At 61.8% G+C, this 16,319-nt stretch carries 10 protein-coding genes, 1 tRNA gene and 1 pseudogene; 6 read left to right on the top strand and 6 right to left on the bottom strand.

Features of this window, described 5'->3' with window-relative positions; all coding sequences use genetic code 11:
- A complete protein-coding gene (locus tag SINAC_RS03295; protein WP_015244276.1) occupies nucleotides 1–1,212 on the bottom strand; it encodes an ABC transporter permease in 1,212 nt (403 codons plus the stop codon).
- Between the two features lie 525 nt (nucleotides 1,213–1,737).
- Between SINAC_RS03295 and SINAC_RS03290 the strand changes: the two genes are divergently transcribed.
- Nucleotides 1,738–3,822, top strand: coding sequence for an alpha/beta hydrolase-fold protein (locus SINAC_RS03290; protein ID WP_154673948.1), 2,085 nt, complete (start codon nucleotides 1,738–1,740; stop codon nucleotides 3,820–3,822).
- 286 nt (nucleotides 3,823–4,108) lie between these two features.
- Here SINAC_RS03290 and SINAC_RS37855 read toward each other — a convergent pair whose 3' ends face one another.
- Nucleotides 4,109–7,588 (bottom strand): Tex-like N-terminal domain-containing protein, encoded by a 3,480-nt coding sequence (locus tag SINAC_RS37855; RefSeq protein ID WP_015244273.1) that lies wholly within the window; start codon nucleotides 7,586–7,588, stop codon nucleotides 4,109–4,111.
- Between the two features lie 442 nt (nucleotides 7,589–8,030).
- Between SINAC_RS37855 and SINAC_RS03275 the strand changes: the two genes are divergently transcribed.
- A complete protein-coding gene (locus SINAC_RS03275) occupies nucleotides 8,031–8,477 on the top strand; it encodes a TIGR03067 domain-containing protein (RefSeq protein WP_015244271.1) in 447 nt (148 codons plus the stop codon).
- Nucleotides 8,478–8,758: 281 nt separating this feature from the next.
- Nucleotides 8,759–9,499, top strand: coding sequence for a DUF3050 domain-containing protein (locus SINAC_RS03270; protein WP_237722928.1), 741 nt, complete (start codon nucleotides 8,759–8,761; stop codon nucleotides 9,497–9,499).
- 20 nt (nucleotides 9,500–9,519) lie between these two features.
- Here SINAC_RS03270 and SINAC_RS03265 read toward each other — a convergent pair whose 3' ends face one another.
- From SINAC_RS03265 to SINAC_RS03255, 3 genes are all read right to left on the bottom strand, one after another.
- A complete protein-coding gene (locus tag SINAC_RS03265; protein ID WP_015244269.1) occupies nucleotides 9,520–10,101 on the bottom strand; it encodes a hypothetical protein in 582 nt (193 codons plus the stop codon).
- Between the two features lie 816 nt (nucleotides 10,102–10,917).
- Nucleotides 10,918–10,998, bottom strand: a tRNA-Leu gene (locus SINAC_RS03260).
- 497 nt (nucleotides 10,999–11,495) lie between these two features.
- Nucleotides 11,496–12,104: a PEP-CTERM sorting domain-containing protein gene (locus tag SINAC_RS03255; RefSeq protein WP_015244268.1), complete on the bottom strand. Its 609-nt coding sequence runs from the start codon at nucleotides 12,102–12,104 to the stop codon at nucleotides 11,496–11,498.
- Nucleotides 12,105–12,709: 605 nt separating this feature from the next.
- On the opposite strand from SINAC_RS03255, the pseudogene SINAC_RS38595 reads away from it, so the two are divergent.
- Nucleotides 12,710–13,479: pseudogene (locus SINAC_RS38595) on the top strand (IS5 family transposase).
- A gap of 363 nt (nucleotides 13,480–13,842) precedes the next feature.
- Here the strand turns inward: SINAC_RS38595 and SINAC_RS41495 are convergent.
- The gene (locus tag SINAC_RS41495; RefSeq protein ID WP_020467656.1) at nucleotides 13,843–13,974 is read right to left on the bottom strand and encodes a hypothetical protein; all 132 of its coding nucleotides are present in this window, start codon (nucleotides 13,972–13,974) and stop codon (nucleotides 13,843–13,845) included.
- 76 nt (nucleotides 13,975–14,050) lie between these two features.
- Here SINAC_RS41495 and SINAC_RS03240 point away from each other — a divergent pair, with 76 nt between their 5' ends.
- Together SINAC_RS03240 and SINAC_RS03235 are read left to right on the top strand one after the other, a co-directional pair.
- The gene (locus tag SINAC_RS03240) at nucleotides 14,051–15,082 is read left to right on the top strand and encodes an NAD-dependent epimerase/dehydratase family protein (protein ID WP_015244267.1); all 1,032 of its coding nucleotides are present in this window, start codon (nucleotides 14,051–14,053) and stop codon (nucleotides 15,080–15,082) included.
- Between the two features lie 142 nt (nucleotides 15,083–15,224).
- The gene (locus SINAC_RS03235) at nucleotides 15,225–16,295 is read left to right on the top strand and encodes a dihydrodipicolinate synthase family protein (RefSeq protein ID WP_015244266.1); all 1,071 of its coding nucleotides are present in this window, start codon (nucleotides 15,225–15,227) and stop codon (nucleotides 16,293–16,295) included.
- Nucleotides 16,296–16,319 lie beyond the last annotated feature (24 nt).

Below are 16,319 nucleotides of genomic sequence, written 5' to 3'. Positions count from 1 at the left end.
TCAGTGCGATCCCACCCGGATCGCATCCATCGGCACGAGCCGCGCCGCCCGCCACGCCGGATAGAGACCCCCCAGCGTACCCGTGACGACCGACAGCATGATCCCCAGCACGTAGAGCCAGCCTGGGATCGAGAGCCGCATTCCCCCCTCGACGAACAGGTTCGCCACCAGGGTCCCCAACAGAGCCAGGACGCACCCGACGATCCCCGAGAGCAAGCCGAGATAGGCGCTTTCGAGCGTCACCAAGGTCAAGATGTTTCCCTGAGACCAGCCGTTGGTCCGCAAGACGCCGAACTCGACGAACCGCTCGGTCGTGCTCATCAGCATCGTGTTGATGATCCCAACCACACCGACCAGAAGGGCCAGGCTGACGGTCATTATCAAGAACTTGTCGATTTGCCCCATCATCGAGCCGAAATTGGCCATGAACTCAGACATGCTCCGAGCGTCGACCCCAGGCAGCACCTTCTCGATGGCCTCCGAGATCTCGTCGTTCTTGGTCGCATCATTGGTTTCGACATAGTAGCTCGAAACCATATCTTTCGAGACTCCCAACAAGTCTCGGGCCATGTCGATGTCCATCACGATCACGACGTCGAGAAGTATCGACCCGGTGTCGTAGATCCCCACGACATGGAACGGTCGACCGCCAATTTGAAGCGTGTCCCCCACCTTCCTCGGTGTCCCATCGGCTGTGGGGTAGTCTTTGGCCAGCTTCTTGCTGATCACGACGTTCGGCTTGTTTTTGTCGGCGGGAACCAGGAATCGCCCCTCACCCTTGCGTTCCTGCATCGCGCGGGGATAGACAGCGCTCTTCAGATGCTGATGGGCAATAATGTCCTGCCCCTGGATCACGGGTTGGTCGAGGATGCTCTTGGCACCTCCCCCCCCCATGAGCTTGCTGAACATCGTTCTTCCCTCGATGTTCGGCGCAACCTTCCAGATCTCGGGGGCCACCACTCGAACGCCGGGAATCCCCTTGAGCGTCGCGGCCAAATCCGCCTCGAGGTCGCTAAAGACCGGACTCGGCGAATTCTCGCGAAGGACCATCACCCCCTCGACCCGGCTGAGCGTGTCCCCCACCAGATTCCGCAACCCCTGCGACACGCTGAACAGGCCCATCACGCCGAGAATCGGGATTGAGAGGCCAATCAACGCCAAAAGCGTCCGCAGCGGGCGGGTCAAAAGGTTGCGCCAGGCAAACGAACCCATAGGCTCCGTCCATCCCTTTCAAGGCGAGGGGGCCGAACTCCTGAGCCGGTCGCAAGCAAAATGCATCAGGGATCGATCGATCGTCGGCAATTCATAAAAACAAGGGTTCTCCGCCCATCCGGTCAAGACCGAAGGACGAAACCCAGCCAGCACGCTCCAAGTCTCATAGCATCTGAGGATTATAGCCAGTCCTCCGGCGGAACCAAAGGGGACTTCGCCCGCATCGCCTCCCTGCACCCATCGGCCTACTCCCTCCTCAATCCCGCCTCAACAGGCCACCGAAGGTGAGCTGCCAGCGCCGCACTATGGAACGGCCAAGCCGCCCAACCCGTTGCAAAACCAGAGGTTATGCGAAAGAAAATGCGGCGGCAGCCCGCTCCTTCGGCCCCTCTCATCATGAGTATCTCTGGAGTCCAACCGCTCCAGCAAGCGGGAATCAGTGGACCAATCGCCTTCCCCCTTTGGAAAAAAAGTGGGCGATGTGTGGAAGAGGGGCCGGCTGCGATACAATCCGGGACTCCTTGCGTGGATGATCTCCCTCGAAGTCGCAACACGGGTGTGCTCATGAACGGGCGAAGCTTGCGCGGGTCGATCCTGAGTGTGTCGTTGATCTGGATGGGGTTCGCAGCAAGTCCGGCGAGCGCCCAGCCGACCTTCAAGAAGCCGCCAAGGTATGAGCCAACCGCCCAGGAGACGGGGGAGATCGAGACCCGGCTCGCCACACTGACCCAGGCCATCGCGGAACTCCCACCGGGTGAACGAGCGCAGCGCGACGCCTTCGCCGACGTCGCGATCTATCAGAAGGCCGCCGAATGGGCCCTCCGCCTCAACGAATTCTTCGCTCAGAAGGATGTCGCGGCAACCTTGAAGGTCATCGATCGAGGCCTGGAGCGAGCCCGGCAGTTGGCCGACGGCCAGCGCCCCTGGGCCAAGGCGCCCGGCTCCTCGATCCGCGGCTATTTCTCCAAGGTGGACGGCTCGGTGCAGCCCTTCGCCCTGATCGTTCCGCCGGACCTCGACAACGGCGGGACCACGGCCGACGCCAAGCGCCTTCGGCTCGACGTCGTCCTGCACGGCCGAGGCGAGACCCTCAACGAAGTCAACTTCATCCAGGCTCATGACGGCAAGGCGAACCCGGCCGATACCGACGTGGCCGCCAACGGCGCCATCGTCCTCCACGTCTTCGGCCGAACGAACAACGCCTATCGCTGGGCCGGTGAGACCGACGTCTTCGAAGCGATCGCGGCCGTCAAGCGGCACTATTCAATCGATGACCGCCGGATCGTGCTCCGTGGGTTCTCGATGGGAGGGGCAGGGGCCTGGCACCTTGGCCTGCATCACCCAAGCTTCTGGTCGTCGGTCGAGGCGGGCGCGGGGTTCTCTGAAACCAGGAACTACGCCAAACTCGAGGCGATCCCAGAGTACGAAGCCAAGGCGCTCCGGATCTACGACGCCGTCGACTACGCGGCCAACGCGTTCAACGTCCCGATCGTCGGCTATGGCGGCGAGGACGACCCCCAGCGTCAGGCCGCGATCAACATCGAGGAGGCCCTCAAAACGCTGGGCTATTCCTTCAAGACCGAGGGACTGCTCACGCGCGGCGACGGAATCGACTTCCTCCGTGTGGTCGGGGCCAAGATGGGACACAAGGTCGATCCGGCCAGCGCCAAGATCCTCAAGGCCTTCCACGACGACCACGCCACCCAGGGAGCGAACCTGAACCCGAAGCAAATCCGGTTCGTCACCTCCACCCTGAAATACAACCAAGCCGCCTGGCTCTCCATCGAGCAGCTCGAGGAGCACTACCGCCTCGCCTCCGTTGAAGCCGAACTCCAAGGGAATCTGGCGGTCGTGAGCAAGATCGAGAACGTTGCCGTGCTCGGCGTCGAGCGCCACGCCGCCGAATCGATCCGTTTGGGAGAGCAGGAATTCCCGCTCGAGGGGGCGGTCCAGGGCCTGCTCCCCTCCGTCTACTTCCAGCGCGACGGCGACGAATGGATCCAGCTCGATTACGACGCTTCGCGGCGCCTCCAGGAAAACGCCGAACGCGGCAAGCGGCGGAACTTGCAAGGCCCGATCGACGACGCCTTCAGCGGCTCTTTCCTTTGCGTAAGGGGGACCGGCAAGCCCTGGAATCCCCACGTCCAGAAATGGGCCGACGCCCGCCTCGACCAATTCGCCGACGACTGGAGGCGCTGGATGCGGGGAGAAGTCCGGATCAAGAACGATACCGAGGTCACCCCCGAAGACATCGAAACCAGCCATCTCGTCCTGTTCGGCGACCCCGGCTCGAACAGCCTCCTCTCCCGAGTCGTCAACGACCTCCCCCTGGGCTGGAGCCGGACCGAAATCGAGCTGGCGGGCCAGTATCGGGCGGACAACCACGCGCCGGTGCTGATCGCTCTCAACCCGCTCAACACCCACCGCTACGTCGTGGTCAACAGCGGCCACACCTTCGGCGTCAAGGAGTTCGCAGGCACCAACGCCTTGCTCTTTCCGCACCTGGGAGATTACGCCGTCATCCAGACCGACGGCACGACCGGAGTGACGAAAACGTCCGGCTACTTCGACGAGTCCTGGAAGCTCAAAGCCAAGGGACCGGCGAAATAAGTAGGAGCCTGATTGGTTCGCAGCCCCCAGAGAGCAAAAGGGGCTGCGATGAGTGCCCAGAGCGGATTTCGGCCGCTCAAAGAACACGAAGAGGAGAGGTATGGGCCTGCATTCCCCGGGAGGACGGGCACACCCCACCAGGGAATCGAATCGGCTTTGGCCAACGAAAACGCCGGCCCCCAAAGGGAGCCGGCGTAATCGGGTCTCAATCAATTCGTAGGCCGTGGCCACCCGACGAACGGAACAAAAAAAAGGCCGGCCCCGAAGGGACCGGCCTAATCTTGGTTCAGCTCGCGGACTCGTCACCGGCCGGTTCCGCTGGCGTGGGGGCAGGAGCCTCCTGAGCGGGGGCCGGCGGCGTGGCCGGCGTCTGAGCTTGTGCCTGCTGCTCCGCGCCGGTGTCGGTCGAGGCAGGGGTTTCCCCTTCGACCGGCTCGTCGACGCGTGCCTGCCAAAGTTGCTTGAGCTGGCCGAAGCTGCGGAGCGGGACGCTGCCCGCCAACGCGTCCTTCGACAGCGGCGGCGGCGGCGGGGCCGGCTTCGCGGGACGGGGAGGCAGGGTCGGTCGTGGGGGCTGTTGAGCCCGCTCGTACCGCCCGGGGCCGCCGCCATGCGAGGTCCGAGCACCACCGCGTCCGGCTCCTCCTTGCCCTTGGCCAGGACGGAACCCACCCGGTCTGTGACCCGCTGGTCCCTCGGGACGCCGCGGCGGTGCACCTCCCGCAGAAGGTGTACCAGCACCCGCCGGCTGCGAAGCGGGCGGAGCTGACCCCTCGCGACGCGGAGGACGGCCTGCGCCGGCTCCTCGCCCTTCTTGTCCTTCGGGTGCTCCGCGACGGCCGCCGCCTCCACCCCCTCTGGCTTCAGATCCAGGACCGTGCCCCCCTCGAGGACGTTCGGTGCCCGGCTTGACCATCGTCAGGGAGACGCGCTTCCGCTCGTGGTCGACCCCCATCACCCAGGCCGTCACCACGTCGCCAACGCTCACCACGTCGTGCGGACTCTTGATGTAACGGTTGGCGAGCTGACTGATATGAACCAACCCTGAGTCTTTGAGGCCGATGTCGACGAAAGCGCCAAAGTCGACGACGTTCAGGACAGTTCCCTTCAGCTCCATGCCCGGGGTCAAATCCTCGAGCTTGAGCACACCCTTCTTGAAGATCGGCTTGGGCAGGTCGTCACGCGGGTCGCGCTCCGGCCGGGCCAGGGCCTCGAAGATGTCGTGCAAGGTCGGCTCACCGACCTCGAGCTCGCGAGCCAGGGCCGGCACATCGGCCTCGTTCAGCTTCGCATGAAGAGCAGGAAGCTGAGCCTTATCGCGAACCACGTCGGGGGCGAAGCCGAGCTTCTCGAGGAGCCGGGTGGCCACCTCGTAGCTCTCCGGGTGAATCCAGGTCCGGTCGAGCGGATGCTCGCCTTCCCGGATCTTCAAGAACCCGGCCGCCTGCGTGTAAGTCGCCGGCCCGATCCCCTCGACCTGCGTCAACTGCTCGCGAGTGGTGAACGGTCCCTTCTCTTTACGGTAGTCCACCAGCCGGCGGGCGGTGAGCTGATTCATGCCTGAGACGTGCCGCAAGAGCGGTACGCTCGCCGTGTTCAGGTCCACCCCCACGAAGTTCACGCAGCTGGCGATCACCGACTCCAGCGACTCTTTCAGTTGCTTGGAGTTGATGTCGTGCTGATAGAGGCCGACCCCGATGCTCTGGGGCTCGATCTTGACGAGTTCGGAGAGCGGATCCTGGAGCCGCCGGCCGATCGAGATCGTCCCACGGAGCGTGGCGTCGAAGTCGGGGAACTCTTCGCGGCCGACCGGGCTGGCCGAGTAGACGCTGGCTCCCGCCTCGTTGACGATGACGTAGGTCAACTGCGAGAGCTGGCTGTCGGCCGCGTGCGGCTTGGGAGGCAACGGCACCGGCTTGGGCCGGGGCGGACGAGGCTGTGATTGCTTCTGACCCCGCTCACGCTTCGTCTGGGCGGCCGGAGCCGCAGCGGGAGTCGGTGTTGTAGGAGCGACGGCCGGAGCCTCGGCCCCTTCCGGTTGAGCTTGCGCTTCGGCGGGGGCGGGAGCCGGTGCTTCGGTCTCCGTCGCCGGGGCCGTCGGGGTCGAATCCCCCGGCTCCGTCTGCGGAGAGGTCGCGGCCTCAGCCGTCACCGGAGCAGCGGCAGGTTCCGTCGCCTCAGCCGTCGCCGGGGCAGGGGTCTCTTCGCCGGCCGGAGTCGAAGCCTCGGGCTCAGTCGATCGCTCCACTTCCGACGAGGGGCCCGAATCAGGGGCTCCCCCGGAGATCGGCGGCAAGGCCTCGGCCGGGTTGCCGAAGGTGGCTCCCGGGGCCACGTTCGGGCCTTGGTCCGCAGGGTCCTCGGAAGCATCCGGGTCCGAAGCCGGCTCGGAGGCTCCCTCGGCAACGACAGCGGCCGATTCGTCAACCGCGTCGGCCTCTTCCGTCCCCTCCTCAACGGCCGCCTCGTCCTCGTGAGCAGAGTGCTCCGGAGCGGGCCCGGCGTTCGAAGTCACGGGGGCCCCGGGGAAGTCGGTCACGCCAGGGTTTTCATTGAAGAAGGTTCCCTCGGCGATGACCTCGGCGACCAGTTCTTCCGTCTCGCGGCAGGCGCTTTGGTTGCCGATGGCAATGACCCCCACTTGATGCCGTCCCACCAAGTCCTTCAAGAAGAGCTTGGCCTCAGAGCGGCGATTCTGGGGAGGATGGGGATGAATGACCCCATGTTCCAGCAGGTTGCCATGCCCGTCGAGCACCGCGACCTTGCACCCGGTGCGAAAGCCGGGGTCGATCGCCAGGACAACCTGTGACGGAATCGGCGGCTGAAGCAGGAGGCTGCGAAGGTTGCGGGCGAAGACGTCCACCGCATGCCGCTCGGCCAGGTCGGTCAGGTCGCGGCGCACTTCGCGTTCCATGCTGGGCATCAGCAGACGGTCGAGTGCGTCGAGCGCGGCGGAGTGGAAAAACTCGGAATGCGGGTGACCTTCCAGCGGCAGTTGCGAGCAAGTTGCCGCTTCGACTTCCGGGCGCGGGACGTCAAGCTTGACCTTGAGCGGCCCTTCCTTGTCGCCACGGTTGATCGCCAGGACCCGGTGCGGCGGGATGTGCGAGATCGGCTCGGAGTAGTTGAAGTAGTCGCGATACTCGAGCCCTTGCCCTTCCGGGATCTCGGTCTTCGAGGTGACGATCTTGCCGGTCTTCCAGACGACGCGGCGAACCGCATCGCGCACCGGAGCCATTTCGCTGATCGCCTCCGCCAGAATGTGGCGGACCCCTTCGAGGGCCTTCTCAGCGGTATCAATCTCTTTTTCGGGATTGATGAATTCCGCAGCGGCGGCAGTCAGGTCGGTGAGAGTCTCGTCGCGGTTCCAGATCCGCAAAGCCAGCGGTTCGAGTCCCTTGTCGCGAGCTTCCGATGCCTTGGTTTTTTTCTTCGGCTTGAACGGCAGGTAGAGGTCTTCGAGCCGTTTGGGATTGTCAGCCTGGCGGATGGCGGCAGCGAGTTCATCGCTGAGCTTGCCTTGCGCTTCGATCGTTTTGAGGATCGTTTCTTTGCGGTCGGCGAGTTCTCGGAGGCGACCAACGCGAAGCTGGATCTCCCGGATCGCCACCTCGTTCAGGTTGCCGGTCCGCTCCTTCCGGTAGCGAGTGATGAACGGCACCGTGTTGCCTTCGTCGAGCAACAGGACGACGCTCTCCACCTGCACGCGCCGGATCTGAAGGTCCTGCGCTATCCGGCCCAGGTCGACCTGAATCGGGGTGTCCATGGAGGCTTTGCACCTAGATGAGAAAAGACGGCGACGACGAGGCGGAAAAGAGTCCGCCACCGCGTTCTGAAGTCGCGGTAAGAGCGCGCGGGGCAACACCGCTAGTCGGAACAGTTGGGCCAATTTAGAGGATCATAGTGTCTCTGTCAAGCCAACTCAATTCAATCCTGCGCACCGAAACTCTCGCGTCGGTCAACGGTTCGGAGATTGGCGCCATTCTGGCGAAACTGGGCAGATTTTACGGAACGGATCCGGGACGTCTCCCGATCGGCAATCCCGCCGAAGAGCGGCGAGTCGGAAAAGGGAGAATCTGAAACCAGGGATCCGGCGGGCAGGTACTGCTGAGCAACCCGCCCCTCCACGGCCTGAACCTCGATTGCAGAGCGTCCAGCAAGCCGATCCGGGGCATTTCTGACCCCCTCACTCGAGTGGAGTACGACCCATGAACGCGTCACGATTTGCCCCCTTGGTTGCGGTCTTCCTCCCGCTGCTGGTCGCGGCGGCCGACGACGCCCCCCAAGGTGACCTCGGGAAATTTCAAGGGAAGTGGAAAACCACGATTGGGCCGGAAAAGAATTTTACGCTTTCCATCCTGATCAAGGGAAAGGCCGTCACCGCCTCGGGCTCGGCGCCTGACGGCCAGGGGTTTGAGATCAAGGGGGAGATCAAGCTCGACGAGACGGCCAAGCCGGTCAAGACCGTCGACTGGGTCAAGTTCACCGGCCCCGACGGAAACGAGGCCCCCGATAACAAGGGCCTCTACGAACTCGTCGATGCCGACACCATCAAAATCTGCAACGGCGGCCCAGGCAAAGATCGTCCGACCGAGTTCAAGGATGGCGACGACGGACATCCGAGCGTGCTTGTCTTGAAGCGGGATAAGGACTGAGCCTCGCGCGGCCGAGGAAGGCCCCCACCGTGCCCGACCCACTTCATTCAAGGCCGGTCTTCCTCGGCTCTCAACCGCTGACCTCTCCGGAAACCGTGACGCCATTGGGCTCTGATCGCCATCGGGTACGAACACAATTGGCTGACCCGAAGCCGCTCGAGGCGATATGATCTTGAAAGAAGAGATCACAATCCAAACGGCGAAACGACTGACCGATTGAGAGGATCCGCTTGAATCCGTTTGACTCGATTCAGGAGCGTCTTGGCCCCCAAAGAGACGCCTTGCTGAATCATCCCATCTACCAGGAAATCGACCGCCTGGAAGCGTTGCACCTGTTCATGGAGCACCACGTCTTCGCGGTCTGGGATTTCATGTCTTTGCTCAAGGCCTTGCAACGGCGGCTCAGTTGCGTCGAGACCCCGTGGCTGCCCGCCGCCGATCCGAGCGGTTGTCGACTCGTCAATGAGATCGTTCTCGCCGAAGAGAGTGATGAAGATGGCCAGGGTGGGTTCGTCAGCCACTTCGAGCTCTACCGCCGTGCCATGATCCGTTGTCGAGCGAATCCCAAGGCCATCGACGCCTTCCTGAACGAACTTCAGCAGGGGACTCCCCTCGCAGTCGCCCTCAAATCACCCACCGTCCCCAATGGCGTCCGCCGATTCATTCAGCAGACATTCCGGATCATCGATGAGGGGAACCTTTGCGCCATCGCCTCGGCGTTTACCTTCGGCCGGGAAGATTTGCTGCCCGCGGTCTTTCAACGGATCGTGGACAATCTCAACATAAAAGCAGATGGCGAACTCGAAGACTTCAAGTACTACCTCGATCGCCATATTGGACTCGACAGTGAAGAGCATGGCCCGATGGCGAACAGGCTCCTCCACTCCCTCTGTGGCTCGGACACGGCTCACTGGCGACTCGCCGAGCAAACCGCGATCGATTGTCTCGAGGCGAGACGGGCGCTGTGGGACGAAATCCTCGACCTGATTCGAGGCGAGAAGAAACGGGTCGCGCCCCTATAGAGGTCATCACCAGCCAATCATCAGCACAGACACAGTCGCATCACGATCCACTCCAGAATCCAGGCGATCCCGATGGCCCATCCAAGGCGATCGATCCCGCTTCGCTCGGGACACCAGCAACGGTTCACACCGAGGGAAAGCCACGCGGCCACGACCCAAGGTGCGACCGTACTGCCGTAAAGGTGGAAGTACTCCTCCGGAGTCGGAAAGAAACCCCGATTCGCCGAATGCACTCCGGACGTCACCGCGTTGCCAACCATGCATAGCGATTCGATCGCCAGGGCGAGCAATGCCGTCGCGCAAGCGACAAACCCCGGTTGCCGACCGAGCATGGAGAATCGGGGGCATGGTCCTCGAAGTCTCATCGCCAAACACGAAATCGTTAATCCAACCAGGAAGGGCACGGTCATGCCGACAACGTTCAAGGCAATGCGGTTGTAACGTAGCTCCTTGCTATACCACGTCGAGAACTCGATCCCCGGCAGCCGGAGCAAACCAAATCCAACCGCCATCGCCCCCACCAGGATCATGAGGTCGAGGAGCGTAAATCGGCGGATTCGTTGATCCGACACGACGGAGGTGGCGATTTCAGTCCTTTCCATCTCGTTCTCCTCGCATTTTTGTTGGCAGGAAGTGTCATCGCTCATTGATGACGTTCGCTCGAGCGAAGGGCTTGCCCCCTTCCAGAAAAACGAGACAGCCAAAACCTACGGTTGCTCACGACCAAGGCCGTCAACCAACACGTAATCGCCGACTCATCCCCGCGGACAAGAACACGTTTAATACACGTGTCCCTGGCGGTTTCGCGATTCTGAATCCGAGGCAAGCCGACACGACGCCTCGAGGCGCGGCGGCCCTTCACTTTCTGGCGATCTCAGGTGTGATGCCGGTCATCGGCCCATTCAGTGGACAGTGAAACGCATCATACTCGCTTCTTGGGAGAAACTCGGCGTCCACAAATCACGAAAATTAACACTAATTATAAAAATAATATTCACATACACAGAACACATGAATCATCTGAAACAGCTAATAACCCTGCCGCCTTTACACCCAAATTCAAGGGGCTTCAAGGCTCGGTTGATGGGCTTCAACTCATCAACGGCCCCATCGAATTGCAAAGTGCTGGCTCCTCGTTCGGCATCGCTGACGACATTAAAACTCACCCGAACAAGCTTAGCCGCAATAACGCAAATCAAATAAACACACCCAAACAACAAAATCTACCACGCATTTTAATCCCATTAACTATCAACGACCAGGCAATCACCGTCAACCTGGTGCGTCGAAGATCAAATAAAAAGCACTTCCCCCAGGATGCCTGGGGCAAAATGCGACTGCTTGCGTGCAAGCATCACACCAAGAAGATGTGGTCGAAGGAGGAGAATCGGAATCTGCGGCGGGATCGCGTTAAAAAATGCGAGAGGAGGGACTTGAACCCTCACGCCTTGCGGCACAGGAACCTAAATCCTGCGTGTCTGCCATTCCACCACTCTCGCGTGCTTTCCGTCTTCGGAGGGGGCGAGCCAAGGCTCACGGCCCACTCTAGCTCATCGATCTCCCACGTCTTGCATTCCGGCTTTAGGGGCGATCGCGGCCCATTCTAATCAATCGACCGCACGCGGTCCATCATCATTGAGGACGCCATTCTGAGTCCTCACCCAGAGCGCGGACAATCCCGCAATTCCAAAAATCTCTACCGGTGGAATCTCGCCGCCTCCCCGCTCTGCTTTCAGGGGTCGCGAACAGTGACGATCGCTTGGTAACCCTGAAAATCTGGCTAGGAACCGTAAAGAGAAGAGGATCGAGGAATTAGCGGAGGGATTCTGCGAGGAGGTAAGCTTCGTCGACCTTCCCGATCTAGGAAGGTCGACGGAGAGGGAGAAATCGGGTTGACTGGGAAGCGACAAGCGCCGGCAGATTCTCAAATCCCCGCGGAGCACATCCATGCGAGGATGAGTGGCGGGCTGGTCGCCTGCTTGAAGCAGGGGGCGGCTCAGACCTTCCTGGTGATGTTGCGGCGAAACATCAGACCACCGACCCCGACGGTCAAGCCCATCAGCATGATGCTGCTCGGTTCGGGAACGGTCGTCAGGTTGACCTGGAGTTGGGCCGTGCCTCCCGAGCCATTGAGCAAGGTCGGGGAGGTGTAATTAGGCGGCACCGGGTTCACGTAGAAAGTCGTGCTACCCAAAGTAAACGACGGGTTAGGGAAGCCAGGCGTCGGGGTGTTGTACAGGCTCCCCGACCCGCTCCCGTCGAGATTCAGGGTCAGGAATCCCTTCATCTGGAACGTCGCGGTATCGAGCGTCGTGTTATCCCTGGCCTGGTAGACGATGTCGTAAGGGACCACCTGATTCGTGACGTTCGCCGTGCCGGGAAAGACGTTCACGGACAAGAAGTTATACGACTGGCCGAGAACACCCGTGGTCGGCAGCGGCGCGTTGACCAGCGAGTTGAACACGAAGTTCATATTCGGCGTAGCACCACCCGGATCGATGACCGTCAACGGGGTGATCGTGAAGCTCGCGTTCGCTTGGCTGACGAACAAGAAGGACGTTGCGAACGCGAAGGCGAAGACGTGAGCAAAGCGCTTCAGGCTCATGAGCTAACTCCATTCAATGTGAATCTGAGGCCGATCCGTCTATTCAACAGCCCCTAAAATACCCGAAATCGTGCGTATGACAATGATATTGTCGAACTTTCCCGACATCGGCGTGAAAACGTGAGCTTGTTATCATTGTATTTTGCCCCAGAACCGTTCCGGCCGATTACCTCGCCTGTCGCAAAGCATTCCGGTCCGTGGCATCCCTCAGGCGATTGTAAAGAAACCACCGCTCAGCCCGAGGAAAAATGAGTAACAAAGGCCGGGGCCAGGCCTGACACGCGAAGGGGAGATCGCAACCCCCAGACCACCCAGCTCCTCTCGAACAACCACTCTTGACTCAACTTCCCCACCGTCCCGCCGAAAAAGCAGGATCGGGGCGTCCCGCTCAAGCCTCGACGTCCCCTGGCTCAACGTGCCGAAAAGGGGCCGACGGTTGGTGCGAGAGCGATGGAGAAGAGCAGGGGAGTGAGCCCGCCGTATTCATGTCATCGAAACGGCCAGGGTCATGATTGTGAACGCCATCTCATCAGGCTAGGTCGTGTGGACAACAGCTGGGTGATTTTGGTTAATAGCGGTCTCGAATCGACACCACGGAGGCCACCATGCGACACCGCCACGCCATCTCGGACGACGATTGGGGCCGGATCAAGGACCTCCTGCCCGGGCAACCTGGGCAGCATGGCAAGGTCGCCAAGGACAATCGCCTCTTCGTCGACGCCGTCCTCTGGATCGCCAGGACCGGTGCCCCTTGGCGGGACCTGCCCGATCGCTTCGGCCCCTGGAACTCGGCCTGGCGGCGGTTCGACCGTTGGTCCCGCAAGGGGGTCTGGCAACGGGCCATCGAAGCCTTGCAAGATCCCGATCTGGAGTGGCTGATCCTGGACTCGACCGTCATCCGGGCGCACCCTTGCGCCGCCGGCGCCCCCAAAAATGGGACGGGACCGGCGGCCAGACCGAGCAAGCCCTCGGCCGCAGCCGGGGCGGCTTCGGAACCAAGATCCACGGCGGAATCAGCGGTCTCGGGTTGCCTGCCCGGTTGACCCTGACGGGAGGCCAGGCGGCAGACGTGACACAGGCGGGAGCGCTGATTGAGGATGTGCCGATCGAGGTGGTCATCGCCGACAAGGGGTATGACAGCCGAGCCGTGGTTAAAGCCATCGAGGATCGGGGGGCCGAGGCGGTGATCCCGAGCCTGAAGAACCGAGCGGAGCAACGGGCCTATGATCGAGATCGCTACAAAGATCGGAACCTCGTGGAGCGGTTCTGGTTCAAGGTGAAGCAGTACCGACGGGTGGCCACTCGGTATGACAAGACGGCCCGGAACTTCCTGGCGTTTGTTCATGTCGCCTCAATCATGATCCTGCTGAGATAGCCCAACCCCCTGGGCTTGCCCAATTGTTGTCCACACGACCTAGGCTCGAACAAGGGCAAGTCACAACGGCTTGAGCTTCAGCATTTCTTGAGGCACCTGACCGAGCCATGCCGTCGACGATGAGTTGATCATCGTATATATCGGCAATACGGAGACCGAATCGGAGTTCAGTGGGAGAGAGTTTCTCCATAACTTCAGAAACGGGATGCCCACCGGGCGGAAGCTTTTGGGTGTCTGAAAGCCACCCCAGGCTCAACCGCTCCAAAACCGCCGTTTCCCTCGGAATCGATTGTAAAGTCTTGTTACGACAGCAGGCCGATCGTCTAAGCCCAACATCAACTCACCACAATCACCGAGCAACGCTTAACTTACGACAAGGCGTTCGGGGTCTTCGATCTCCTCGGCCATCAGTTGCGCGGCCCAAGGGGCGTGAAGCCGAAGGGGGACGGCGAGGACTGGATTGAGCCAGCCGCTCGGGTGACGTAACCTAATCATCCGTCAGTAAATCATGGATTAAGACGAACGTTGTCGGCCAAACCTTTGCCTTCAGCCTTCAGGACGTTGCGACACGATGAACAGCCTGACGATCGAGACGGAAACCCAGCTCGAAGAACTCCTCAGCGAACCGACGGCTGAAGTCATCGAGACGCTCGGCCGGTTGCCGGGCGACATCCTCTTCCTGGGCGTCGCCGGGAAGATGGGGCCAACCTTGGCCCGCATGGCCCGCCGCGCATCTGACGCCAGTGGCATGTCAAGACGCATCATCGGCGTGTCCCGATTCTCGGCGCCGGGAAGCCAGGAGGGACTCGCTGCGCACGGCGTCGAAACGATTCCTTGCGACCTGCTGAACGAGGCGGAGCTGGACAAGCTACCCGATGCCCCCCACGTATTTTATCTGGCCGGCAAAAAATTCGGCTCCACCGGAGACGAGGCGACGACCTGGCTGATGAACGCCTACCTACCGGCCCTGGTGGCAAAGCGGTATCGCAGCAGCCGAATCGTGGCCTTCTCCAGTGGGAACATCTACGGCCTGGTCCCCGTCTCCAGCGACGGCTCGCGCGAGGAAGATCCGCCCCGGCCGGTCGGCGAATACGCCATGAGCTGCCTCGCCAGGGAGCGAATCTTCGAGGCTTTCAGTCGATCGCAGCAGACCGCGATGGCGCTGATCCGGCTCAACTACGCTTGCGAGCTCCGCTACGGCGTCGTGGTCGACCTGGCCCAGAAGGTCCAAAGCGGAGAGCCGATCGACCTGGGCATGGGCTACCTGAACACCATCTGGCAAGGGGACGCCAACGCCCTGGCACTCCGGGCGCTCGAGCACACCGCCACCCCACCGACCGTGATCAACCTGACGGGCCCGGAGCGATTGTCGGTCCGAACCGTCGCCGAGCGACTGAGCCAACTCATGAACAGGTCGGTTCGATTCCTCGGGACCGAGGCGGACTCCGCACTCCTGAACGATGCCCGCCACGGGCTCGAGCGGCTCGGAACGCTTCAAATTTCCGCCGACACATTGATCGAACGAGTCGCCGCCTGGGTCTCGCGAGGGGGGACAAGCCTAGGCAAACCGACACACTTTGAATCTCGCGATGGTGTCTTCTAATGATTAGTAGAAAAACTTAACCACGAATCATTCAACAAAAAATACAAGCAATGACAAATTGTCACGATTTCATTTTTAATGAAAATCAGTGATTCCCGTGGTTCAAATCTTCTCTCTCCGTGAAAATCGAGAAGGTCGAGGCGTGGCAAATCTCATCGAGGCTCGGATTGGTGATCTCTTACGGCGCGGGCTGGCGATTCCCGCCTGCCCGCTGGCGCTGACGGCCGAGCGGCGACTTGACGAGCGGCGGCAGCGTGCTCTGGTGCGGTACTATGCGACGGCCGGGGCAGGGGGGCTGGCCGTCGGCGTTCACACCACCCAGTTCGCGATCCGCGATCCGGCGATCGGGCTCTTCGAGCCGTTGCTCCGCCTGGTCGCCGAGGAGTTGGACCGAGCGGATCGCCGAGGGGGGACTCCACTCGTGCGAATCTCGGGGATCTGTGGCCGCACCGGGCAGGCGCGAGCTGAGGCCGAGCTTGCCCGCGATTGCGGCTATCACGCTGGCCTCCTGAGTCTCGCGGCCCTGGGCAAGGCGAGTGAGGACGAGCTCATCGCCCACGTCCAGGCGGTGGCCGAGGTCATCCCGCTGATCGGCTTCTACCTCCAACCGGCGGTCGGGGGGCACATCTTGCCCTTCTCGTTCTGGCGGCGGTTTGCCGAAATGGAAAACGTCGTCGCAATCAAGATCGCTCCGTTCAACCGCTACCAGACTCTGGACGTCGTCCGAGCGGTGGTCGAGGCCGGGCGCGACGACCTGGCACTCTACACGGGCAACGACGACAACATCGTGATCGACCTGCTGACCCCTTTCCGATTCACAGTGAACGGGCAAGCCAAAGCGAGGCGGATCGTCGGCGGCTTGCTCGGACACTGGGCCGTCTGGACCCGTCGAGCCGTGGAACTGCTCGACGAGTGTCACCGGCTGACCGCCTCGGGTGCGGCGGTCCCGGTCGAGATGCTCCGCCGCAATGCGGAGGTCACCGACGCCAACGCGGCCGTCTTCGACGCCGCCAACGGTTTCGCCGGCTGCATCGCCGGGATCCATGAGGTGCTTCGTCGCCAAGGGCTACTCGAAGGGCTCTGGTGCCTCGACCCGGCCGAAACGCTCGGGCCAGGGCAGGCGGAAGAGCTCGACCGCGTCTGCCGCGCCTATCCCCACCTGATCGACGACGACTTCGTCCGGGAGAACCTCGACCACTGGCTCAGCGGCTGATTCCAGCGGCTTGGCCAACCTGAC

Origin of the sequence: Singulisphaera acidiphila DSM 18658 (genome assembly GCF_000242455.2) — a bacterium.
GTDB classification, from domain to species: Bacteria; Planctomycetota; Planctomycetia; order Isosphaerales; family Isosphaeraceae; genus Singulisphaera; species Singulisphaera acidiphila.
This window is presented reverse-complemented; position numbering and strand designations above follow the sequence as displayed.